General features: G+C 41.6%; 19 protein-coding genes and 1 other annotated feature. Of the genes, 4 read left to right on the top strand and 15 right to left on the bottom strand.

Annotated elements, in window-relative coordinates; all coding sequences use genetic code 11:
• The first annotated feature begins 290 nt into the window (after window positions 1–290).
• Window positions 291–2,279 carry a lipoteichoic acid synthase gene (gene ltaS / locus AC6F33_RS06670; protein ID WP_480947484.1) on the top strand — a complete coding sequence of 663 codons (1,989 nt, stop codon included), beginning with the start codon at window positions 291–293 and terminating at the stop codon, window positions 2,277–2,279.
• Window positions 2,280–2,422: 143 nt separating this feature from the next.
• The gene (locus AC6F33_RS06665; RefSeq protein ID WP_370645901.1) at window positions 2,423–3,148 is read left to right on the top strand and encodes a metallophosphoesterase family protein; all 726 of its coding nucleotides are present in this window, start codon (window positions 2,423–2,425) and stop codon (window positions 3,146–3,148) included.
• Between the two features lie 191 nt (window positions 3,149–3,339).
• On the opposite strand, the gene AC6F33_RS06660 is transcribed toward AC6F33_RS06665, so the two are convergent.
• From AC6F33_RS06660 to AC6F33_RS06615, 10 genes are all read right to left on the bottom strand, one after another.
• A complete protein-coding gene (locus AC6F33_RS06660; RefSeq protein WP_255746048.1) occupies window positions 3,340–3,573 on the bottom strand; it encodes a YtxH domain-containing protein in 234 nt (77 codons plus the stop codon).
• 140 nt (window positions 3,574–3,713) lie between these two features.
• Window positions 3,714–4,964 carry a tyrosine--tRNA ligase gene (gene tyrS, locus AC6F33_RS06655; RefSeq protein ID WP_255746045.1) on the bottom strand — a complete coding sequence of 417 codons (1,251 nt, stop codon included), beginning with the start codon at window positions 4,962–4,964 and terminating at the stop codon, window positions 3,714–3,716.
• An 89-nt stretch (window positions 4,965–5,053) separates the two neighbouring features.
• Window positions 5,054–5,279 (bottom strand) — a binding site (T-box leader).
• 177 nt (window positions 5,280–5,456) lie between these two features.
• Window positions 5,457–7,661, bottom strand: coding sequence for an ATP-dependent Clp protease ATP-binding subunit (locus tag AC6F33_RS06650; RefSeq protein WP_255746043.1), 2,205 nt, complete (start codon window positions 7,659–7,661; stop codon window positions 5,457–5,459).
• A 185-nt stretch (window positions 7,662–7,846) separates the two neighbouring features.
• A complete protein-coding gene (locus AC6F33_RS06645; RefSeq protein WP_480947485.1) occupies window positions 7,847–8,290 on the bottom strand; it encodes a universal stress protein in 444 nt (147 codons plus the stop codon).
• A gap of 227 nt (window positions 8,291–8,517) precedes the next feature.
• Window positions 8,518–10,761: a CDP-glycerol glycerophosphotransferase family protein gene (locus AC6F33_RS06640; RefSeq protein WP_304654740.1), complete on the bottom strand. Its 2,244-nt coding sequence runs from the start codon at window positions 10,759–10,761 to the stop codon at window positions 8,518–8,520.
• 96 nt (window positions 10,762–10,857) lie between these two features.
• Window positions 10,858–12,015, bottom strand: coding sequence for a CDP-glycerol glycerophosphotransferase family protein (locus AC6F33_RS06635; protein WP_255746040.1), 1,158 nt, complete (start codon window positions 12,013–12,015; stop codon window positions 10,858–10,860).
• Entirely contained in the window at window positions 12,008–12,406 is a 399-nt protein-coding gene (gene tagD / locus AC6F33_RS06630; protein WP_255746038.1) for a glycerol-3-phosphate cytidylyltransferase, read from the bottom strand. The genes AC6F33_RS06635 and tagD overlap by 8 nt, the downstream gene beginning before the upstream one ends.
• A gap of 239 nt (window positions 12,407–12,645) precedes the next feature.
• Window positions 12,646–13,074, bottom strand: a complete 429-nt coding sequence (locus AC6F33_RS06625) for a GtrA family protein (RefSeq protein WP_255746035.1) — start codon at window positions 13,072–13,074, stop codon at window positions 12,646–12,648.
• Window positions 13,067–14,056, bottom strand: coding sequence for a glycosyltransferase family 2 protein (locus AC6F33_RS06620; protein WP_255746032.1), 990 nt, complete (start codon window positions 14,054–14,056; stop codon window positions 13,067–13,069). The genes AC6F33_RS06625 and AC6F33_RS06620 overlap by 8 nt, the downstream gene beginning before the upstream one ends.
• A gap of 155 nt (window positions 14,057–14,211) precedes the next feature.
• Complete coding sequence (locus tag AC6F33_RS06615) at window positions 14,212–14,844, bottom strand: hypothetical protein (protein WP_255746030.1); 633 nt, start codon at window positions 14,842–14,844, stop codon at window positions 14,212–14,214.
• Window positions 14,845–15,117: 273 nt separating this feature from the next.
• Here AC6F33_RS06615 and AC6F33_RS06610 point away from each other — a divergent pair, with 273 nt between their 5' ends.
• Together AC6F33_RS06610 and AC6F33_RS06605 are read left to right on the top strand one after the other, a co-directional pair.
• Window positions 15,118–15,303, top strand: coding sequence for a YjcZ family sporulation protein (locus AC6F33_RS06610; RefSeq protein ID WP_304654739.1), 186 nt, complete (start codon window positions 15,118–15,120; stop codon window positions 15,301–15,303).
• Between the two features lie 167 nt (window positions 15,304–15,470).
• The gene (locus AC6F33_RS06605; RefSeq protein ID WP_255746027.1) at window positions 15,471–16,799 is read left to right on the top strand and encodes a hemolysin family protein; all 1,329 of its coding nucleotides are present in this window, start codon (window positions 15,471–15,473) and stop codon (window positions 16,797–16,799) included.
• A 61-nt stretch (window positions 16,800–16,860) separates the two neighbouring features.
• Here AC6F33_RS06605 and cydC read toward each other — a convergent pair whose 3' ends face one another.
• The 5 genes from cydC to AC6F33_RS06580 all read right to left on the bottom strand — a co-directional run bounded on the left by cydC (window position 16,861) and on the right by AC6F33_RS06580 (window position 23,512).
• Window positions 16,861–18,621, bottom strand: a complete 1,761-nt coding sequence (gene cydC, locus AC6F33_RS06600; RefSeq protein WP_255749621.1) for a thiol reductant ABC exporter subunit CydC — start codon at window positions 18,619–18,621, stop codon at window positions 16,861–16,863.
• Entirely contained in the window at window positions 18,621–20,345 is a 1,725-nt protein-coding gene (gene cydD / locus AC6F33_RS06595) for a thiol reductant ABC exporter subunit CydD (RefSeq protein ID WP_255749642.1), read from the bottom strand. The genes cydC and cydD overlap by 1 nt, the downstream gene beginning before the upstream one ends.
• A gap of 71 nt (window positions 20,346–20,416) precedes the next feature.
• Window positions 20,417–21,430, bottom strand: a complete 1,014-nt coding sequence (gene cydB / locus AC6F33_RS06590; protein ID WP_255749622.1) for a cytochrome d ubiquinol oxidase subunit II — start codon at window positions 21,428–21,430, stop codon at window positions 20,417–20,419.
• Window positions 21,417–22,820 (bottom strand): cytochrome ubiquinol oxidase subunit I, encoded by a 1,404-nt coding sequence (locus AC6F33_RS06585; RefSeq protein WP_255749623.1) that lies wholly within the window; start codon window positions 22,818–22,820, stop codon window positions 21,417–21,419. Before AC6F33_RS06585 ends, cydB begins: the two co-directional genes overlap by 14 nt.
• A gap of 359 nt (window positions 22,821–23,179) precedes the next feature.
• Window positions 23,180–23,512 (bottom strand): MerR family transcriptional regulator, encoded by a 333-nt coding sequence (locus AC6F33_RS06580; protein WP_255749624.1) that lies wholly within the window; start codon window positions 23,510–23,512, stop codon window positions 23,180–23,182.
• Between the last annotated feature and the right edge of the window lie 79 nt (window positions 23,513–23,591).

Here is a 23,591-nt window from a genome sequence, read left to right as displayed (position 1 = left end):
TTATGACAAAATTCCACTTCTTTCCTATATAAAATGTTAATTTCGCTGTTGGACAAGTTCTTCTTTTGAAATTTAAATAATGGTACAGGATTTAGTGCATACATTTCTTGACTTTAAATTAAAATGATATAAAATTATTGAAGGTTTTCCGTGTATTTTTTTTTACACATTTTTAATATAACTTCATATTAATCCGTATGATATAATTTGGGACTATAACGATTTTAAATTTAGATGTGAATAGTACCTTAGTTGAATCATTTACCTTGATTTCAGGAGGTTGAACAAACGTGAAGCAATTATTTACTGGCGGACAACGTATACTAACAAAAAAATATGCATTCTTCTTGCTCACAGTCATCCTATTTTGGCTAAAAACTTACTTTGTCTACTTAACTCAGTTTAACCTCGGTGTCAACGATAAGATGCAGCAATTTCTGCTCTTTCTAAATCCGGTAAGTTCTGCACTTTTATTTTTTGGTATCGCTATTATTTTTAAGGGACGCTTGCAGCAATGGCTGCTAATCATTATTAATTTTGTCCTATCATTCTGGCTGTATGCAAACATTGTTTACTACCGCTTCTTTAGTGATTTCATTACATTCTCTACGATGACTCAATCAACGGGCAATGCCGGTGACTTAGGAGGAAGCATTGCGTCGTTGATGAATGGATACGACGTTTTATTTTTCATCGATACTTTAATTGTTCTTAGTCTCGTTCTCTTTAGAATCGCTCGCCCGTCTGCTGAGCGATGGAACATTCGCGCAATCTTTACTGTCTTTGTTTCCGCAGTCATGGTTTTCATTGTTAACTTAAGCCTTGCGGAAACCGACCGGCCGGAACTGCTTAGCCGAACATTTGATCGGAACTATATTGTAAAATATTTAGGCGCTTATAATTTTGCGATCTATGATACCATTCAGAATGCCCGCTCAAATGCTCAGAGAGCGATGGCAGACAGCAGCGATATTAATGATATTCAAAATTTCACCAAATCAAATTTCGCCGCTCCGAACCCGAACTATTATGCAAAAGCCAAGGGAATGAATGTCATTTATATATCCTTGGAATCTTTGCAGAGCTTTGCCATCAACTACAAAATGCCTAATGGTCAAGAAGTTACGCCTTTTTTAAACAAGCTAACGGCAGGCGCCGATGACACCACCTATTTTAAGAATTTTTATCATCAAACCGGCTCAGGTAAGACATCCGACGCTGAATTCATGATGGAAAATTCGCTCTTTCCTCTCTCGCAGGGACCTGTATTCCAGATGAAAGGACTAAATACGTATCAGGCTGCTCCTGCAATTATGAATCAGCGCGGCTATGAGACTGCGGTATTTCATGGTAATGTCAAGTCATTTTGGAATCGTGATCAAATGTATAAATCACTTGGTTATGAGCGTTTCTTCGATTCTAAGTATTATGATATGAGTGCTGAAAACACAAAGAATTACGGCATGAAGGATAAACCGTTTCTTAAGGAAACAATACCTTATCTTTCGAATCTGAAGCAGCCGTTCTACAGCAAATTAATCCTTCTGTCTAATCACTTCCCGTTCGGCATGGACAAAGAGGACACAACGTTTCAGCCTGGAGACTTTGGTGACAGTGTTGTTAATAATTATTTTCAGTCTGCCAATTACATGGATCAGGCTGTTGAGCAATTTTTCACAGACTTAAAAAAGGCCGGTCTCTTTGATAACACGGTGATTATTATGTATGGTGACCATTATGGTCTCTCAGAAAATCATAACGATGCCATGGCGAAAGTACTAGGCAAAGATGAAATAACTCCTTTCGATAACGCTCAGTTGCAGAAAGTACCACTGTTTATTCATATTCCTAAGGTAGCAGGTGGTACAGTTTCAACCTATGGCGGAGAAGTTGATGTAAGACCGACACTGATGAGTCTGCTCGGTATTAATACCAAAAACTACATTCAGTTTGGAACAGATCTTTTTTCAAAGCAACATCGTCAAATTATTCCTTTCCGCAATGGTGATGTCATTACGAACAAATATTCAATTGTCGGCGGAAATGTCTATGCTAATAACGATGGCAAGAAAGTTGAGGACTCACTTGGAAAGCCATATGAAGATATGGCTAAAAAGATGCTTGACTACTCAGACAAGGTTATTTATGGTGACCTGCTGCGCTTTTATCATCCTAAAGGATTTGTTGCACCTGATGTATCAAAAATCAACTATAATACTGATCAAAAGATTCCACCTGACTCAAACTACGGTGTCTCTTCCACTCAAACGAAAAAATAACGAGCCCTTAACAGGGCTTTTCTTTTTTTTACTTTTTGAAAGGTGAGTACTTGGTAAAATGAAAAGGTATCAATTTTTATTGATGATGAGGTATATTTCTCTTTGGTTCTATCAAAGCTTGCATAATAGATTGTAATTTGTCTATGATAGTTATAGAAAGAGAGGTTATTGGTTTGCAGACAGTCAAACGCTTGCTTGTAATCAGTGATATGCATGGTCAGATCGACGCGTTTAATGCGTTACTCGATAAAGTTAATTATTCACTTGAAGAGGATCTGCTCTTCTTGTTAGGGGATTATGTCGACCGTGGACAGAATCCAAAAGAAGTAATAAAAAAAGCACGCCAACTTGAAAAAGAAGGTGCGATTACTCTAAAGGGCAATCACGAGGATATGATGGAAAAAGCGCTTGTCGGGGAAAGCACTGAAGCTGTTTCTCATTGGGCTGCAAATGGCGGCGCACAAACCTTGTCGAGTTACGGTTTATCCATTGAGAATGTCTATAAGGACGTTCAGAATGGAACGCTTTCGCTACCGGATGAGCTCCAGGACGATTTAGAATGGATTCAGCACTTAAACGTTTATGCTGAAACGGAACATTACTTTTTCGTTCATGCAGGAGTCGATCCTGAAAAAGAGTTAAAGGACACCGATGAGACAACCTTTTTGTGGATTCGCACACCATTCTTTGAGGGCTATCAGGGGGATAAGACTGTTATTTTCGGGCATACGCCAACGTTGAATCTTCACGAAACGAGCGACGTTTTTTTTGGAAAGAATAATATAATCGGCATAGATGGCGGCTGCGTGTTCGGTGGCCAATTAAACTGTTTGGAACTTCCCTCCAAAACGACCTATTGTGTAAAATAGGAAGCAAACAATTGATTTATTTGCTAGTAGAGATTCCTCGGCTAGTTAAAACGGTTTATTAAATTATAATGAGCTAATAAAAGTGATTAAAGGTATGAACCCTAACAGCGGCCATGTTAAAAAGAGCTCTCCAAGTAGATTTGCACTGTCTGCTTGAAGAGCTCTTTTATTATTTGCTTAATGATTCTAACTTAGCTGAACGGCTCGTCATCTTTATGAAGCAGGCTCGTTGTCGCTTGTTTTACTTTGTCAACACCGCTGTCTACGATTTCCCTTACAGAAAGGTCCTTGCGCATCTCAGCTCCTGATTTCGGAGCAAACAGCAAAGCAATAGATGCACCGATCGCGCCGCCAATAATTCCGCCAAGCACCAGCTCCTTAATGCCAGTACCGCTGCATGTACACTTTTCATTTTCTGAAGCCATTATTTAGCCCCTCCTTAACCGCAATCTGAATTGGTAGCTGAATACCCATAGCTCTAAAGCATGTATCAACTACACTTAGTATACCATGTGATACAATCCCGTCCTAAAACTTCAATTTATTTTGCATAACTTAGAAAAAATTAGAATTGTATTAATGTGTATTTTTTCTTGCCACGGCGGACAATAACATATTCATCGTCAATTCGATCATCATTCGTCACCTGTGCATTCAAATCCATGCAACGCACCCCGTTAATATAAATTGCGCCATTAGAAATATCTTCGCGTGCTTGACGTTTGGAAGATACAACACCAGCTTCAACAAGCAAATCAAGCAGCCTGACCGCCTCTTTGGTTGTCGCGTTAAATGTCGGTACATCTTTAAAGCCCTGCTTAATTTCCTCTCCGCTCAGTTGTGCAACATCGCCGCTGAACAGCGCTTTTGAAATGTGTTCTGCCTGCTGCAATGCATGTTCACCATGGACCAGAATGGTCATTTCTTTAGCAAGTGTTTTTTGAGCCTTTCGTTCTTCCGGGTGTTCCTTGACCTCTTTAGCCAATGCTTCAATTTCAGCTTTCGTTAAGAACGTAAAATATTTTAAGAAGTTAACGACATCATCATCTGATGCATTGAACCAGAATTGGTACCATTCATACGGGGTTGTGCGCTCAGGATCCAACCAGATTGCTCCGCCCATTGATTTGCCGAATTTAGTACCGTCGCTCTTTGTGATTAAAGGAAAGGTCATGGCAAATGCTTGTTCTTCATGGCCGCGCTTCCGAATTAATTCCAAACCGGCAGTGATGTTGCCCCATTGATCGCTGCCTCCGACCTGCATTCTGCAATGTTTTTTCTCATAAAGGTTGAGGTAATCAAAAGATTGCAACAGCATATATGAGAATTCAGTAAACGAAATACCTGCTTCCAGCCTTGTCTGCACGGAATCTTTGGACAGCATATAATTCAGTGTGAAATATTTGCCGACATCTCGTAGAAATTCAATTGCGGACAATGAATTAAGCCATTCTGCGTTATTAACAAAGGTCGCATTTCCTTCATCAAAATGTAGAAAACGATTCAATTGACCTTTCAAGCTCTCTGCATAGCTGTCCACTACCTCTTTTGTATTCAGCTGCCTTTCCGTTGAACGACCGCTTGGATCGCCGATCATACCTGTACCGCCACCGACAACAGCAATTGGATGATGCCCTGCTTTCTGCAGACGCATCATGATTACAATGACGAGTAAGTTTCCTGCATGCAGACTGTTTGCAGTTGGGTCAAAACCGCAATAGAAGGTCAGCGGCTTCTTCAATGCCTCACGCAATGCTGTTTCATCCGATACTTGATTAATTAAACCTCGATACTTTAAATCATCAATAATATCCATAATTGGTTCAACCTTTCCTAATTAAATTGAATCTCTTTCATGTTAAAAAAGTTACTGCTAAAAGTTAAAAAAATAAAAAGCGCTCCTTAAAAAGGAGCGCTGATCGCACGGTACCATCCTTGTTAACTGATAAAAAAACAGTCACTTAATTAACTCATAACGGCTGCAACCGTCCTCTGCTACTAATTGAATATATGTTCACAGAAGATACTCGAGGAGGTAATTCGCTGCATCGATTGCTGCAAGGCTCGCACCAAACCGCCTGCTCTCTTAATAGCCGTTTCGACCGCTACTTATTCCTGTCATTGTTTTTCACTATATAATGTATAGTCATTCTGCCACTTTTTTTGATTCCTGTCAAATTTTCAATAACGAACTGATTCGTAAACTTTGACTTATCCTACAATCTTATTCATGCGTTCTTATCATTGAAACTATTTGCTTCAGTAAAAGAAAAAAGCACTGCTTTGCAAGTGCTTTTTTCGAATTGATTTATTCAACAGTTACTTTGATGTCTCCATCACTCTCATCAACGTTCATTTTCTTCGCATTACCATGGTCAATAAGCAAGTCGGAAATTTGATCCTCAACCTTCTCTTCAAGAACCCGACGCAATGGTCGTGCGCCAAATTCGGGATTGTAACCGAGCTCTGCCAATTTCTTTTTCGCTGCATCCGTGACACTCAACTCGATGCCCTGTTCAGAAGCTGCCACGCGGATATCACCTAACATTAGATCGACAATGGAAAGCAAATCTTCTTTTTTCAATGCATTGAATTTGATAATTCCATCCAAACGGTTCAAAAATTCAGGCTGGAAATAATCTTCAAGCTGTTTAATCATATCTTCACGACTGCTTGTTGTTCCAAAACCGACCGAAGCAGATTTATTCTTTATCCCGGCGTTGCTTGTCATGATAATAACCGTATCTTTGAAGCTTACCGTTCTTCCCTGGCTGTCTGTCAAGCGACCATCATCCAAGATTTGCAGAAAGATGTGCATTACGTCCGGATGTGCTTTCTCAATCTCATCAAGCAAAATAATGCTGTATGGTTTGCGACGAACTTTCTCAGTAAGCTGTCCGGCTTCGTCATGGCCTACATAACCCGGAGGTGCTCCGATTAAACGAGACACTGAGTGCTTTTCCATGTATTCACTCATATCAAGACGGATCATTGAATCGCGTTCACCAAACATTTCTTCAGCAAGCGTTTTTGCAAGCTCGGTCTTTCCGACACCGGTTGGTCCTACAAACAAGAACGAACCAATTGGACGTGTTGTTTTGCGAAAGCCTGTGCGATTGCGGCGAATGGCACGTGATACTTTTTGGACGGCTTCGCTTTGACCGATTACTTTTGCATTGAGGCGGTCAGCCAAATTACGCATTTTGTTTTGTTCATCAGCCTGCAATTTGCGAACCGGAATCCCTGTACGTGTCTCAACAATTTGCTGAATCAGTACATCATCAACAACCGCATCTTTGCCGGTAACGGGCAATTCAGAACCATTGGCTTTGATTTTCTCCAACTGTTCCAACTGCTTCTGATACGCATGTTCTTGATCACGAAGACGTGCAGCAGTTTCAAATTGCTCATTTTTTGTCGCTTCTGCCTTAGCCGCAGAGATCTCTTCAATTTTCTTCTTAACACTCTCTGTATCAACAGGAGTAAGATTCAAATTAACCTTAGACCCCGACTCATCCATTAGGTCAATTGCTTTATCCGGAAGAAAACGATCCTGAATGTATCGCGCCGACAGCGCCACGCATGCCTTGATTGCTTCATCCGTATACCGAACATGATGGTACTTTTCATACTTCGATTGAATGCCTTTTAAGATCTGAATGGTCTGTTCCTGAGTCGGCTCATTGACAATGACCGGCTGGAAACGCCGCTCCAAAGCTGCATCTTTTTCAATTTTGCGGTATTCATTCAAGGTCGTCGCGCCGATAATTTGCAATTCGCCACGAGCAAGTGCCGGCTTCAAAATATTTCCTGCATCCATAGATCCGCCTTCTGCAGACCCGGCTCCGACGAGCAAGTGTACTTCATCGATAAAGACAATGCAGTTCTTCCGCTTTTCAATCTCAGCCATCAACTGTTTCATTCGCTGCTCAAATTGACCTCTGATTCCTGTACCCGCAACTAAGGAAGCAACATCAATCAGATAAATTTCTTTATTTGCCAGCTTTGCAGGTACCTTTCCTTCGGTAATCTTTAAAGCGAGTCCTTCAGCAATCGCTGTCTTACCAACACCTGGCTCTCCGATAAGGACCGGATTATTTTTATTTCTTCTATTTAGCGTTTCAATAACTAATTGAACTTCGCGCTCACGACCAATGACCGGATCAATTTTTCCCTGTCGTGCAGCTTCGGTCAGATTTCTTCCGACTTGATCCAGAAATCCGCCACGACGGTGACCACCGCCGCCACCTCCCGCTGACTTTCCGTTCATCCCGTCAAAATTCAAACCGTTTTCCTGAGCTCTATTTTCACCGGAGGCCATTGACGGTTGAATAAAGCTGCGGAATAAATCATCAAATGGCGACCCGCCGCCCTGAAAAAATGAAGGCATATTAAAATTATTTTTCATTTTTGCGTAGCACTCCTCACAAAGATGAAGATGTTTTTGCTGTCCATTAATCATTACATTCATTTCAACAACTGCTTGATTTAATTTACACTCATCACAAAGCATAAGATCAAACCTCCTTCAGTTTGATTTAATGTCAATTAGGATTTGGATTCTTTTGACCTTATTTGACCTTATGACTATATTATAATCTGACCTTCTTTGACTTTCAAGTATAAAGGATAAAAAAATAAAAAACCTCTGCAATGACGATATTTGCAAAGGTTGTTAACCATATCAGTAAAAATTAATTATTTGACGATCATAACCGGGCATTGCGCGAGTTGAAGCACTTTATTGCTGACACTCCCTAGGATCATCTGTCCAAATGCACCCATTCCTCGGTTGCCCATAATAATTAAATCTTTCTTCGTATCATTTGCATAATCACAAATTTCTTGTGCCGCAATACCGTAAAGATGTTTTTTGCGGAACGTCACAGATGTATCTTTAGATGCTTTTTCGATAGTGTCGTCGAGCATCTGATTTCCTTCTCTTTCTTCAACCTCTTTGACATCCGCATCCAGTGATGGACCGACCATAGAATAGAAAGGAAAATAGACTGGAGATGGGCTCACATAAAGTAATGTAATTTCGGCATTCTTCTTTCCTGAAGCGATCGAAACTGCTTCATGAACAGCGCGGTTTGCCGGCTCAGAACCATCAACAGGAACGAGAATCTTATACATAATCATCACCAACCTTCCAAAACTCTTTAACTTACTACACCTATACTATACCACCTTTCAAAATTTGTAAGCGTATTTTAAGACAATAATTCCCTAATTTTATGACATTTTTTCTACACTTATAACAATGATTAAAATTTCCGATTTTCGAAAAAAAAGCTGTTTCAAAGCCAAATATTCGACTTAGGAACAACTTCTTTAACATTGCTTGATTCCATTTGAACTAATCAATTTTATTTAAATACAGTTTTCACTACCTTTTCCGAAGAATGCCCGTTTTCAAGCGAGCAGAACTTATCAAAAAATGCATCAAAACGATCAGATACGGCAAATCCGGATGCTGCAATGTTCTGCACAGCCTGAATTACTTCCTCTGTTGTCAAAACAAGCGGTCCTGGTGCTTTCTGTTCAAATTCAAAATAAAAGCCGCGCAGGTGATCACGATAGTCATCAATATCATACGTAAAGAAAATCATTGGCCGTCTTAAATTCGCAAAATCAAAGAAAACGGATGAATAGTCCGTAATCAAGAGATCAGAGATCATGTAAAGTTCACTAATGTCCTCATGATGTGAATAATCATAAGCAAATCCTTCATATTCAGTTAAATCAAGGTTATCAGCAATCAAGTAGTGCATGCGCATGATGATTATGAAATCTTCTCCAAGTTCCTTTTGCATGCGTCGCAGATCCAGATCCAATTCAAAACGATAACGACCTTTACCATAGAATTGATTATCACGCCATGTCGGTGCGTATAAAATAACTTTCTTATCTTTTGGCAAGCCAATTCGATCCTTAATTGCATCGATCGTTTCTTGATTATTCTTCTGATATAGAAAATCGTTGCGTGGATAGCCGGACTCGATCATTGTATTCTCAAAGCCGAACGCACGAGCAAAAATTTCCGATGAATACCGGTTTGGTGATATTAAATAATCCCACCGAGCAGACTCTGCCAGAAAATTCCGTTTGTACTTCTCAGTATTTGTTCCTGGCATGTGTACTTCTTCCATATCCAAAGCTAGTCGTTTTAATGGTGTTCCATGCCATGTTTGAAGATAAATCGTGTGTTTCGGTTTTGACATCCAAAGCGGTAAGCGCACATTCGTCACCCAATAATTAGCACGGGTCATGAGCATCAGCCATTTCCATGAAAAACGCTTGACGTACGGCAATTGATGCTGTTCAAACAATTCTGTATACTTGGCGTTAGCGCTCCAGATCAATTGATATTCAGGGCAATGCTCACGCATATACTCATAGATCGCACGCGGATTGCAACTGTATTGGCGACCGAAAAAGCTCTCAAACATCACTAAATTCTTTTTCATCGGCAGATGAGAAAGGGCTTGAAATGTTCGGTGATAAAGAGATGTAAATACTCTGCTCTTCTTTACACGATTCAAGCCGCGTCTTGCTTTCCCTTTAAGTGCATCAGCCACGGTATACGGCGCGATGCGGAAAGCAAGGCTGTGATTGCGATTTCGCTTCACAATCAGGCTCTTCTTCAATCCATTCAGTTTAATGATGTGGCGGCCAGTGATCACCTTATGTCTGGCAAGAATACGCACTGGACGTTCAGAATACAGCATCCCGTTCTTTTTGTGAGTCAGTTCCAGCCTGAAATACAGATAAACGGGCTCTTCGATATCAGCAAACTGCGATGCAATGGGCTTGAGATCAATGGCAAGAGAAAAACCTGCCCAATCATAATTACGATTTAAAGATGCGGCAGCCTCTGTTAAATCCGGACGTTCTACATTCTCAGTCCGCCATTCCGCAATGACCTCTTCTTCGCTGTTTAAAAGCATGATTTTCTTTTGGATATCAGGCTGCGAAAGCACATCAGAAAACGGGAAAACAACATGTCCTTCGAGAGTAAGCATAAAAGTTCTGCTGATCTCCGCACGATCAATTCGAGCCATTACGTGAACTTCCTCAACACGCAGTGAAAGGCCATTCTTTTTTGTATAAAAAGGAATGAGCATTTTGTCTTGCTCTTCATTATAGAGGCTAAACAAATCGAGCGGTTGCAGCGGTCGCAGTGCATGCAAGCGAATAGTCAAGCGAAAACCCTCTTCGAGCTCACTTCGATCAACAATCTCCATCTCTTCAGTCTGAGCTTCGTCCAAATTTGAATAGACCTGATCTAATAACGACTGGTCTACAGGTACAGATATGAAAAAGTCCCAATAGTCGCGTTCAAACAAGCGATTCTGAATTGCCGGCAACATAATTTTGATCTTTGCATCCCAATAGTCATTTTCGTCTTTGCTCACAGACTCAATAGGAAATACAAACGCAGCATCGCCAAAACGATCGCACACGTGTATTTCCATGCGTTTTATGTAACTTTCATCTGCCATTGGATTGAAACGAATGGTGACGTTCCATTCTCCCGGACTCGCCTCAAAACTTAAAATCCGTGGTTTTATTAATTTTTTTATCTGTTTTTCGGCTTGCTCACTGATCATTTCCCCTGCTCCTCCTAGATGTAGTAGGATCTATCCATTCATTTTTACTCTTCTTGTTTTTTTTATTGGTTGTAACCACTATGACCATTACTCCATTCATTTGTTCATACAGGCAGTCAAATAATCCACAATCTTACTGCTCGACTGACCCGTTGAATAGCGATTCCATTTCTCCGAAAAAGCCGCAATTTGCCGCAAGTCAAAGGTGTCACGCTTAATCAGCCGAATGACTTCATCAGTGGAGTTCGCAACTGGCCCTGGAACCATTTGCTCATAATTTTCCCATAATCCCCTGTTTTTTTCATAAGAATTCAAATCATATGGGAAAAAGATCATCGGACGATTCAGCAATGCAAATTCAAAGGGAATGGATGAATAATCAGTCACTAAAAGATCCGTACCGAGCAGTAACTCGTTTACGCTGTTCCATTTGGAACCATCAATTAAAAACTTATGATCCCAGCTGAGATTAATCATTTTTCCTCTGTCAGAAGGGTGCAGACGAAGAATCAGCACGTAATCTTTGCTGAGTTCTTCCTCCATCCTATTTAAATCGAGTCCAAGCTCCTCCAGAGGCTGATCTCTGAAAGTTGGTGCATATAAGATGATTTTCTTGCCCGAACTCATTTTGTTTAACGAATCTTTTATCTCTGCCTGCTTCTTTAAATCAAAAAAAAGATCGGTTCGCGGTATCCCCAAATGAATGAAATGGGCATCACCTAAACCGAAGGACTGCCTAAAAATCGCCTCCATGGCATCGGAACCGACAACAATCTTATCAAAGTGCCGATATACGGTTGAAAACCGCGCACGCGCACGCGCAGACCTAAAGGTAACTGAATGATCTTTTAAACCAAACGTCTTAAAAGCTCCGCATGCATGCCAAAGCTGGATGCATAATACATCTTTTTTAAAATTGACCACCGAAAGAAAACCGAAATAATTATCAACCACAACCAGTTTCGCTGTCGCCAAATGATAAGCTGAGCGAACAAACTGCCATATATTCATGGTTTCAAACGGAATCACCATTTCACCTGTGCTGCCGAAATGAGTGAAAACAGCTTTTCCTCGGCACAGAAAAACAACTTCTGTTTCAGATCCTCTGTGCTTCATTTCATCATAGACAAATTGATTATTGTCTGTATAAGAACAGACAAAAACGATCTTCCTGTGAAGCCTAAAAATTTTGCAGAGCGTAAAAATGACTTTAAAAAAAACAAGATAACAGTTAATCAGAAATTCCTTAGCCATTTTTCACAGTAAACAAATCATGTTTGATCTTTGTGGTTGAAATACCAACTGTACGCGGCAGATAAACAACTTCACAATAATCTTTCAGAAAATCAAATTTTCCCTTCCAGTCATCACCCATGACAAAGATATCCACATCATTATCTTTAACATCGGCGATCTTCTGGTCCCAATCCTTTTCAGGGATTACCTTATCGACATAGCGAATCGCTTCGAGAATCAACTTGCGGTTCTCATAGCTGTGGTAGGCCTCTTTATGTTTCACGGCATTAAACTCATCCGTCGAGAGCCCGACAATTAGATAATCGCCAAGTTCCTTCGCGCGTCTCAATAAATTGATATGTCCATAGTGCAATAAGTCAAAGGTGCCGTAGGTTAAAATTCTTTTCAATTTAATTCGCTCTCCTTAAAAATCACAATGTGCGCAAGCCCATCAATCCATAACAGTAACTAAAGTGTCTACACAACATTTATTCTGCCCAAACGCAGTTTATCAAATCAAAAATACAGGCTTATATGACCTGTCAAACACTCACCTTTAATGGTTCGACATAAGCTCTAATTCAATGGCACGTATGAATACAAGCATTCTACATTTTGCGTCCCTAAATGTCAATCGGTGCGCCGCATTTAGGCTCTAAACACCCATAATTTACTTAACAAAAAGTTAACACTTAAACCAATGAGTGTACTGATTAATTTATTTATGTACAGAGGCAGAAACAACATGCTGTGCATAGCCAGCAAAGTGATGCCCAGTACAGCGAGATTCAGAACAATAAATCGAATCAATCGTGAAAGCGACCGTTTGGATTCTGAGAACGTAATTTTGGAATTCCAAATATAACTATTCAGCATACCGGCGCCATACGACAGAACCTGTGCAGCTGCATAAAAAATGGAGAAAAAATGTGCCAGTACAAAAAATACAATAAAATCAACTGCCGTGTTACTCACGCCAACGGAGCCAAAAATAAATGCTTGTTTGATCCATCGCCATTTTAAATTATCTTTTTTTATTTTTTGATCAATGTACTGCCCTCTACTTCGGCTACTCATGGAACTTATCCTTTTCACTTAATTTTTTATTGTGCAGTGTATTGATTTCTATAGTATACCGTGGTCTCTTTTTTGTTTCCGTGAAGATCTTGCCAATGTATTCGCCAATCACGCCGATTGCCATGAGCTGCATACCGCCAATCATCCAGATCGACAAAATCAGTGAAGTCCAGCCGCTAATTGTATGATCTAGAAACCAATTGATCAACGCATAAGCAGCAATTGCGCCTCCAATCAATACAAAAAGAAAGCCGATACTCATCACCAATTTAATTGGCACAATGCTGAATGAAGTAATGCCGTCGACTGCGAATGCAAGCATTTTCTTCAACGGATACTTTGATTCACCTGCATACCGTTTTTGGCGGTCATAATACACTTTAGACGATTTGAAGCCGAGCAACGGGATAATGCCTCGAATAAAGAGGTTCTCTTCTTGATAGCGCATGAATTCCTGTACCGCTCTTCGGCTGAGCAAACGAAAATCCGCATGGTTCGGTACCAGGTTAACTCCCATTTTAGCCATGAGTTTATAAAAAACACGTGCAGTATTTTTTTTAAAGAATGTATCTTGATCACGCCGTTTCCGTACTCCGTAGACGACATCAGATCCCTCCAGATACTTGTAAACAAACGCAGGAATCATTCGGGCATCATCTTGCAAATCAGCATCAATAGTGATGACACAATCCGCTTCTTTATTCACCGTTTCAATACCTGCAATAAGCGCATTCTGATGCCCAAAATTTCTGCTCAGCCTTAATCCTTGTATTGACGGAACAGTTTCAGCGCGTGCACTTACAAGCTGCCACGTTTTGTCCGAGCTTCCGTCATCGACAAAGAGGATAAAACTCTTCCGGCTGATCGTGCCCGTCTCTGACAAAGAATTAAGGATCCCGGTCAATACCTTTATTGTTTCTGGCAGTACAGCTTCTTCATTGAAACAAGGAACAATAATGCAGAGTAGTAGTTCTTCGTTCATAAATATCCGCCTGTCTTTTTGGCACCCCTGCCATTTTGCATGTTCATTCATACAAATCTGCAGGCCATTATTTGTCAGCCATTTTAGTATAGCGCTGCACTCGATTGCTAAAAGCAAAATGAAATTCTTTTCACAAAATTAGGTTTGTTTGACGCTCACACATGAGACAGTGCATCGATTGCAAAGCCGGACCAGCTCTCCATTCGATCATAAACATCAGGGTTTCTTAATTCATCAAGTGTATTCCAGCTTCCTTCCAATTTGTCCTTTTCACGAACATCGACTTGAGCATCATTCGGCAAGACGATGACGACAAGAACTCCGATGTGAACTTTGCCGACTTCAGATTTATCATCATTAATTAAACCAATGGTTTTCATGTCTGCGGTTTCGGCATTCTGTACAATTAATTCCTCATTGATTTCTCGATCCAAATTCTGAGCAAGGACTTGCTGAAAATCATCTGCGCCCTTAACTTCATTCATATGTCCTCCGACCCCGATCGATAATTTTCCATAAAGGCGTTCTTCGCCGCCTCCGCCTAACCGCTTATATGTAAAATAGCGCTCACCTTTCTTCAACACTGCATATGGAATAGGCTGCTTGTATAACGGATTCTCTTCCGCATCGCCCCGTCGCATAACCAAAAAGTGGTCAGACATTCTTTTCTTTAACGTGGCAACCGATTGTTCGTATCGCTCTGTTCCTTGAAAAACAAGGCTGCTGTCTCCAGCTCCGAATAAATCAGATCTGCCTACAACAATTATTTGTTCATCCATTTTTCCCATCTATTATTCCTCCAAATCACAACATACTCAATCACAAGGTTGGGGTAATCATACGCTCTTGTCAAGCAACTGGCGATGAAATCTTACGAAACAACGCGCCTTTGCGTGCTGCTTGAAACTCGGATTTTCCCTTTTCTAAAATAAAAAAGGGAACATAAATGTTCAACCAACAAATAGGCATTCGCATAGATTCAAGGATTGGGCGTTTATTTCATCGCCAAATACCCCTGGTTAACATAGAATATCATATCTCGTGATAAAGGAGTGACTTGAATGGGCAACTTTGGTTTCGGCGGATATCCGTCAAATGCTCCATATGGTGGTGCAAGTGAAGGCTGCGGCTGCGGTGGCGGCTACCCTTCTTATCCTGTAGGTGGCACATCCTGCGGTAGTGGGTTTGCGCTCATCGTTGTATTGTTCATCCTGTTAATTATTGTTGGCGCTGCATTTGTTTGCTGATTAACAGATTATGAAAATGCCCGACGGTATCCAACCGTCGGGCATTTTTCTATAAAATGAGTAACCACTTGCAAAGATTGTGTTTCTTCTTTCAAAGCATTCCATTTTTCGTGTATACTGAAATAGTGTAATTCGATTATTTATTTGGAGGTGAAACCTGGGTATTCATGACAATACTCAGGGCTCATTTGGACGATACCATTGGCTTATTAATCGTCATTTTTTTAATTATATTAACTGCTTTTTTCGTAGCTGCAGAATTTGCGATTGTTAAAATTCGCCCCACCCGCTTGAATGAACTAATCAAGCTGGGCAACAAGCGTGCTGCTGCTTCAAAGAAAATTGTAGATGAATTAAATGCTTACCTGTCAACAACACAACTCGGTATTTCGGTTACTGCGCTTGTCCTCGGCTGGATTGGGGAACCGGCAGTTGCCCACCTATTTAATCCTGTATTTCAGTTGTTTGGCTTGAATAACGCGTTAATTCATACCCTTTCAGTGCTGACCGGCTTTTTCCTGATCACGTTTGCCAGCGTGGTTCTTGGTGAATTAGCACCTAAAGGAATTGCGATCCACAAAGCGGAGCAAATTACACTGAACATTGCCTATCCTCTTATTTGGATACATCGCCTGCTCTTCCCATTTGTATGGCTGCTTAACACATTGTCAAACGGAGTTATCCGCCTGCTTGGCGTTAAACCTGAAGATCAGCATGACAGCGCACTGACCGAAGGCGAATTGAGGCTTACACTGGCCGACAGCTTTAAAAGCGGGGAAATCAGTCAAGGCGAATTACGTTATATGACACGCATCTTTGATTTTGATGAACGAACTGCTCGAGAAATTATGGTGCCGCGAACCGAAATAGTCTGTATCTACAAAGAAGATCCGTTTGAAGAGTCGCTTCAAACGCTGCATAACGAAAAGTTTACTCGTTTCCCACTTGTAGAAGAAGATAAAGACCATGTCGTCGGCATGATTAATATTAAGGACATGTTCACCGATGTGCTGAACAAAGATCTTCAACCGATGGATCACTATATTCGTCCGATTCTATCCGTGCTTGAAACGATGCCGATTCGCACGCTTTTTGAACGCATGCAGAAAGAAAGCATTCATATGGCCATTCTCACTGATGAGTATGGCGGCACATCAGGTCTTGTCACCGTTGAAGATATTCTGGAAGAAATCGTCGGAGAAATTCGAGATGAGTACGACGAAGGCGAAGAGCCGCTAATTAAACGTATTAATCCTGATCAGGCTCTCGTTGATGGCAAATTACTGATCTCTCATGTGAATCAGCAATTTCAAATTGACATCGAAGAAGAAGGAATCGATACAATCGGCGGATGGATTCTTGCCGAGGATCCAAATGTCGAAGTTGGCTCAACCCTTAATTATGATCATGTGACTTTTGAGGTTAAGAAAATGGAAGCCCATCAGATTCGAAAGATTATGATTACTAAGGTTAAAACGGTTCCAAATAATTCTTAATCAGTGAGCATCTTGTAAATAGTAAAAAAGAGGAGCGCTGTTCCGCGCTTCTCTTTTTTGTCTATCGATTTTGTTTTTCAATTGCCTGTCTTAAATAAAGGGGTACATCCAATTCGTAAAGACTGCGGTACCGTGCAGATTGACTGAAAAGCTGATCATGTCTGCCTTGCATGTGCACCTTACCATTGTCCATAAAAATAACTTGGTCCATTTTTTCTGTCCCGGTCAGGTGATGCGTGATCCAAATTAATGTTCTGCCCTCAAGTGTATCAAAAATCTTCTTTAATAAAGTCCTTTCAGTAATTGGGTCTAAACCGACAGTAGGCTCGTCCAAAATGACAATCGGCGTCTTTCTTAATAGTATACGTGCAAGAGCCAACCGTTCTTGCTCACCACCGGAAAATATGGAACCTGCTTCATGCATTTGAGTATGATATCCTTGCGGGAGCTGTTCAATGAGCGCATCCAACTCCACTTGTTTTGCCGCATTGACGATTTCATCCATCGTTGCCTCAGGACAACCGAGCGACAAATTGTTCAGGACAGATGTATCAAATAGATGCGGATTCTGGCTGAGAACGGATATTTGTTTTGATCGATCCGACCCAATTTGGTGAGCAGGAGTTCCATTTAAAGTCACCGTTCCCTTTTCAGGGACAAGTGTACCGTAAATTAAATGGGCGAGCGTCGATTTTCCTGCCCCGCTTCGTCCAATCACCGCAAGCTTTGTCCCTTGAGGCAGCTTCAGCGATACATCATGAACGGACCAGTCAACATTTTTTGCATATCTAAACGAGACATGGCAAATATCAATGGTGATCTTCTCAGCAGCTACTTTCCAATTCCCATCAGTTCGAATCTCTGTCGTCTGAGCTTGAGGCGTTTCAATTCTGTTCAGACGATTGAGTGCTCGTTCGTAGTGCGGCAAACGTTCAACTGCTTCTGAGAGAGGCACAAGCGCTTCTGCAACTGTAAATACCACCAGTGCGAATGCAGCGATTAATGTCGGATCAATCCTTCCTTCATGAGCAAGACGCCCGGACCATAGTACCAGAAGTACGACACAAAGACCGACAATTAATTGGGCAGCAAAATCGCGCCACTTTCTGAAAGAATGTAAGGAATGTTCCGCTGACCGCGATTCCCCCTCCAGCTGCTCATACTTTTCAAGAAAACGTTCCTGTCTGCCTGACATCATCCAATCTGCGGAACCCAAAACAGCATCGGTTAATTGTACGTAAAGTCTGTGCCTGCTTTGCGAAATAATGCGATGCCTTTTTCTCATCCATATTAAGGACGCAATTGGAAAGATGAGGAGCAGGAGAAGTAGATATAGTGCCATAAAACATGCGAAACCTAAATCAAACAGTCCAAGCATTGTAATCCATAACGCGTAAATAATAAGCGCAATTCCGCCGGGCAGTACGGTTCTTAAGAAGAGATCTTGAAGATGCTCAATATCTTCCGAAAGAACACTTAAAATGTCGCCTGTTTTGTATTTTGACTGAATAAACAAGGCGGATCGCTCAAGCTTTTCATACAAATGCGTGCGCATTTCAGAAAGTATTTTTAAGATCGTATTATGGCTTGCCAGTCTTCCCGCGTAATTAAATACTGCTCGGAAGGTACCAAAGGTCCGCACACCAACGATTGGAACATAAATCATCAGTATATTCTCCGGACGCAGGGCTGCTTTGGAAATTAAATAGCCGGATGTAAAAAGCAAGCCTGATGCGCAAAGAATGGCCATAAAACTGAGCAGACCGGCAAAAAGCAAGCCTCTCCAATGTTTTTTTATTGATGGTTTGAGCCACTCATTCATCAGATCCCCTCCAATTGAGAGCGAACCATTGCACGGTACACACCATTTGCTTGAATCAGTTCGTCCTGTGTTCCGATTTCAGCAATCTTACCGTCCTTAATGACGATCATTCGATCCATCTGTTCCATCCAGTGCAAGCGATGCGTCGCCAGCAGAACCAGCTTATTCTCAAATAACCGCAGCATCGGCTTTTTCAGTTCGTATTCTGTTTCAATATCAAGATGCGCCGTCGGTTCATCAAGCAATAAAATCGGACGGTCGCATAAAAAGGCACGCGCCAGTGCGACACGCTGCTCTTGGCCTCCGCTCAGCTGCCTTCCTCCATTGCCTATACGTTCATACAGTCCATTCGGAAAACGGCTCACAAGCGTATCCAGCCCTGCCTCATCTACTGCATGTGCGACCTGCTGCTGCGTTGCTTCCGGGGCATAAAAAGCAATATTATCACGCAGCGACGCACTGAATAGATAAGGATGCTGCGGAAGGTAGGTCACTTGCTGCCGCCATTCACTCGAGGTAAATACCGCAGCTTTGCCATTTACCGTTGTCGTGCCTGAATTTGCGTTTATAAAGCCGCCGATCAAATCGATCATTGTGGATTTACCCGCTCCACTGACGCCGATTATTCCTATCTTTTCGAAACCTGAAAACTGCAGATTCAGGTGATCAAGTGCTTTCTTACTTGAACCCTGATAAGCGACCGATCCGTTTTCAATAGCTAAAACCGCTTGTTTCGACCATCGATCGATATGAGATTCGTTTGTTGCCACCTGTTTCCCAATGGTTTCTTCCTTAGCATAGACATTTAATTTTCGTGCAGCTTCCTTGCCGTCAAGTGTGGCATGGTAATCCTGACCAAGTTCCCGAACCGGCAAAAAATATTCAGGGGCAAGAATGAGCACGGTCAGCGCCGGTTCCAATAAGATATGTCCGTCAACAAGCCGGATACCAAGTGCCACCGCAACAAAAGCGATCGACAGCATTGTAAAAAAGTCCAGAGCGAATGATGACAGAAAAGCGAGGCGCAATGTACTCATTGTCATCGTTCTGTATTTATCACTGACTCGATTAATCGTCTGCTTATGTCGTTTACTAATACCCAGATAGTAAAGTGTAGGCAGTCCTCTTAACGAATCAATAAAGTGGTTGGACAGCACGCGATAGGAGGCCCAGCGATCATCCATCTTTTTCTGTGCAGCGAGCCCGAGTAAAATCATAAAAATGATCAATATCGGCATGGTCAGGAGCAAAATAACTCCGGACATACGATCCGCCCAAAAAACATAGGCGAGAATTAATAATGGAATAATTCCATTCGCTGCCATCTTAGGAACAAAAAGTTCCAGATAATTCCGAGTTTGGAGCACTCCTTCGAGTGCGAGAGATACCATGGACCCGGTCCCTTCTTTTTTCACCGACCGCGGTCCGGTTTCAAAAAGCTTCCTCAGAAATGATTTCCTCAATTCAGAGCTTGTTCGATCAGCAAAACGATAGCAAGCTTGCTTGATAATGAGGATGAGTAAATATCTGAGCATCAATGCAACGAAAAAAAGGAGCAGATCGGAGCTTATGCTCGCAATCTGTTTCCCTGAAAAAAGGCCGGATACGCTCCGGCCCAAATATATCGCTTGCAAAATAATACACAATCCTTGAAATACCGTCAAGAACGCCGTTAATGCGAAAAGCGGCTTGGCGCCTTTATAAGACAACAGTTCCCGATCCATAAACAGGCTTGGCAATCATTTAATCTCGTTGTCACGAGGGCCAAGCGCCCACATCCTTTCCTTACTTTCTCTTAGTATTCCATATGTTCTTCTTTCGAAACTCTCTTTCTAAATACATAATAACTCCAAATCGAATAGCCGAGAACAAACGGAAGCAATGTAACCGCAACAATGGTCATAACAGTTAGTGAGTAGGAACCTGATGCTGAATTGTACACGGTTAAATCATAGGAAGTCTTGATGTTGCTGATCATCAGTCTTGGGAACAAACCAATAAACAATGAACTGATTGTCAGAACAATAACTCCAGCGTTCATTCCGAATGCCCATCCGTCACGCTTCTTACTTAAGAAAAATGCCGACAAAACCAGCAGAACGACGTCCAACGCATAGATCGGATACAGGAACACACCGCGTTTCGCAAACAGATCAGTGACAAAGAATGTAACCACAACAAAAACAATTGCGGCAACTGCCAGTATCCAAACTATTTTTTTAGCCAAGTCACGCGTGCGCTCTTGAATATCATTCGTCGTCCTTAGGCAAATAAAGACGAGCCCATGATAGAGGCACAAAAGTGTGATCAATACTCCGCCAAGAGCCGTGTACGGATTAACAATGCTCGTAAAGGTTGCATACATATTCATATTTTTATCAATCGGAAGTCCATAAACGAGCGATGAAAAAACGACTCCCCATAAGAATGGGCAGAGCAGGCTGGCGATAAAGATCGCCCAATCCCAAGTGCCTGACCATTTTGGGTGAGCGACCTTCGCTCTGTACTCAAACGCAGTTCCTCGCGCAATCAAGAGCAGCAGGAGGAAAACGAGCGGAACATAAAATCCGCTGAACAAGGTCGCATACCAGTTCGGAAAAGCGGCGAACATCGCACCGCCCGCTGTAATCATCCATACTTCATTTGCGTCCCAAAACGGCCCGATCGTGTTAATCAACATACGCCGCTCTGTTTCATTACGTGCGACAAACCGCGTAGCCATGCCGACACCGAAATCATAGCCTTCAAGGAAAAAGAAGCCAATAAACAAGACAGCAATTAGAAGAAACCACAATTCATTCAGTAACAACGTGATATCCCTCCCCGTCAAACGGATCGTTTGATTGAATCGTCATTTTATTATCGAGTGAAGGTCCTTCTTTAAACGTGCGTACAAACAGGTAAACCATGACGATGGCCATAATTGAGTACATGCTCATAAACGCAATGATCGAGAATAGCAGTTCTCCTGCCGACACATTGGGCGACACACTGGCAGCCGTTTGCATAAAGCCAAACACAGTCCACGGCTGACGGCCAATCTCCGTCATTAGCCATCCGGTTGTGCTGCCGATAAAAGGGATAGCGATTGCTGCGACCATGGTGCGTAAGAACCATTTATTATTCAGGAGTTTCTTTTTCCAGACAAGGAACGCGCCGACAATGCCGAGCAGACAGAGCAGTCCACCCATAACCGTCATGATGCGGAACGTCCAAAAAGTTGTTTTCACAGGCGGAATATAATTCCCTGGACCATATTTTTCCACATATGCCTTTTGAAGACTTTCGATCCCCTCTACGCTTCCGCTGAATTTTCCGTACGAAAGGAAACTCAGCAAGTAAGGAATCTTTATTTCTCCTGTATTTTTATGGTTTTTCGTATCGATCTTCGCAATAACGGTCCACGGAGCAGGATCGCTTGTATTCTGCCAGGTCCCTTCACTTGCGGCCATTTTCATTGGTTGCGTTTTTACTAGATACTGTGCCTGTGAATGTCCGACAAGCGCAAGCAGAACTCCTGACACGAGCCCGATCATTATGGCAATTTTAAATGATTTTAAATAGAAATCCACATGATTTCTTTTCAGCAATGCAATCGCACTGATACCGGCAACAACGAAAGCGCCGGTGGCAAATGAACCGAAAATAGTATGCGGGAATTCAACCCATAATTGAGGATTTGTTAAAAGTGCCAAGAAATCATTCATTTCCGCTCTTCCATTGTTGATATGAAAGCCAACCGGATGCTGCATAAATGAATTGGCAGTCAGAATCCAAAGGGCTGATAAACTCGTTCCAGCCGTAACCAGCCAAATGCAGGTAAGATGAACCTTTTTCGACAGTCTGTCCCACCCGAACAGCCACAGTCCGATAAATGTTGACTCCATAAAGAAAGCAAGCAATGCTTCAATTGCAAGAGGCGCTCCGAAGACATCGCCCATAAATCGCGAGTATTCGGACCAGTTCATTCCAAATTGGAACTCCTGCAGAATTCCTGTCACAACCCCAATCGCAAAGTTAATTAAAAAGAACTTCCCCCAAAATTGAGTCATTTTCTTGTAAATTTCATTATTCTTGACAACATACATCGTTTCCATAATTGACACAATCAGCACGAGGCCGATGGACAAAGGAACAAAAAAGAAGTGGAAAATTGTTGTTGCCGCATACTGAAATCTCGCTAAACTCAATACGTCCATACTCTCTCCTCTTTTCAAGTTGGTGACTTTTCATTGATGCCACCATTTATCTATAGGACATAAATCACATTCCCGACTTCTTCAATCGGGTTTAAATGTACAAAAGTGTAACAGATGTCACATTCCACTTCTTACTTTACAACTTCCATAGCATACTTTCCCTCTTAGCTAATGACAATTTTGTGAACAAAATATGGCGCATTTTTTTCTGTTTTGTGACAAAGCTCATGAAATCCATTGGCCTTACTGACCTAAATTCAATTTTTTCGCTTTCTCAAGACTTTCCGGCCATAGGAATTCTGTTTATAAATACAAAAAGATCCGGCATCGCTGCCGGATCCAGATTAATTCAAGATTCATTAATCTCTTTTGTTAAAGTACGCATTCAATTGTCCGCGGATCATGCGTTCCCTCAGCTTATTATCATAACGCTTGCTCTCTTTTTTCTGCATTTCTTTACGTAGTTCGGAAGTCTGCATACCGTCTTCCATTTTATTGGCTATATCCATAAGCGCTTCCACATCTGAAAAAGAATACTTTCGGTTTCCTCGCTCTGTTCGTTCAGGAAAAATCAATTTTCTTTTTTCATAATAACGGATTTGACGTTCGCTGAGACCTGTAAGTTCACAAACAGTTCCGATCGTGATGACTTTCTTGTACAAATAAGCGTCTTTTGGAGAATGCGTCGCCATTCATTTATCATCCTCTCTTCGCAACCAACATGACTCATTAATCACGAAACAATTTTGTAAGATAATATTACATCATTAT

This window comes from Sporolactobacillus sp. BBK16-2, from assembly GCF_059878335.1.
The sequence above is the reverse complement of the archived record's forward strand: the minus strand, read 5'-3'. Positions and strand labels throughout refer to the sequence as shown.

Coding starts and splice junctions, on each gene's coding strand:
- AC6F33_RS06610 (WP_304654739.1), top strand. CDS start 15,118: ATGGGCAACTTTGGTTTCGGCGGATATCCGTCAAATGCTCCATATGGT.
- AC6F33_RS06660 (WP_255746048.1), bottom strand. CDS start 3,573: ATGGCTTCAGAAAATGAAAAGTGTACATGCAGCGGTACTGGCATTAAG.
- AC6F33_RS06665 (WP_370645901.1), top strand. CDS start 2,423: ATGATAGTTATAGAAAGAGAGGTTATTGGTTTGCAGACAGTCAAACGC.
- AC6F33_RS06620 (WP_255746032.1), bottom strand. CDS start 14,056: ATGAACGAAGAACTACTACTCTGCATTATTGTTCCTTGTTTCAATGAA.
- AC6F33_RS06635 (WP_255746040.1), bottom strand. CDS start 12,015: ATGGCTAAGGAATTTCTGATTAACTGTTATCTTGTTTTTTTTAAAGTC.
- AC6F33_RS06625 (WP_255746035.1), bottom strand. CDS start 13,074: ATGAGTAGCCGAAGTAGAGGGCAGTACATTGATCAAAAAATAAAAAAA.
- AC6F33_RS06580 (WP_255749624.1), bottom strand. CDS start 23,512: ATGGCGACGCATTCTCCAAAAGACGCTTATTTGTACAAGAAAGTCATC.
- AC6F33_RS06650 (WP_255746043.1), bottom strand. CDS start 7,661: ATGCTTTGTGATGAGTGTAAATTAAATCAAGCAGTTGTTGAAATGAAT.
- AC6F33_RS06585 (WP_255749623.1), bottom strand. CDS start 22,820: ATGGACGTATTGAGTTTAGCGAGATTTCAGTATGCGGCAACAACAATT.
- cydD (WP_255749642.1), bottom strand. CDS start 20,345: ATGGATCGGGAACTGTTGTCTTATAAAGGCGCCAAGCCGCTTTTCGCA.
- AC6F33_RS06640 (WP_304654740.1), bottom strand. CDS start 10,761: ATGATCAGTGAGCAAGCCGAAAAACAGATAAAAAAATTAATAAAACCA.
- cydC (WP_255749621.1), bottom strand. CDS start 18,621: ATGAATGAGTGGCTCAAACCATCAATAAAAAAACATTGGAGAGGCTTG.
- tyrS (WP_255746045.1), bottom strand. CDS start 4,964: ATGGATATTATTGATGATTTAAAGTATCGAGGTTTAATTAATCAAGTA.
- AC6F33_RS06605 (WP_255746027.1), top strand. CDS start 15,471: ATGACAATACTCAGGGCTCATTTGGACGATACCATTGGCTTATTAATC.
- AC6F33_RS06615 (WP_255746030.1), bottom strand. CDS start 14,844: ATGGGAAAAATGGATGAACAAATAATTGTTGTAGGCAGATCTGATTTA.
- AC6F33_RS06645 (WP_480947485.1), bottom strand. CDS start 8,290: ATGATTATGTATAAGATTCTCGTTCCTGTTGATGGTTCTGAGCCGGCA.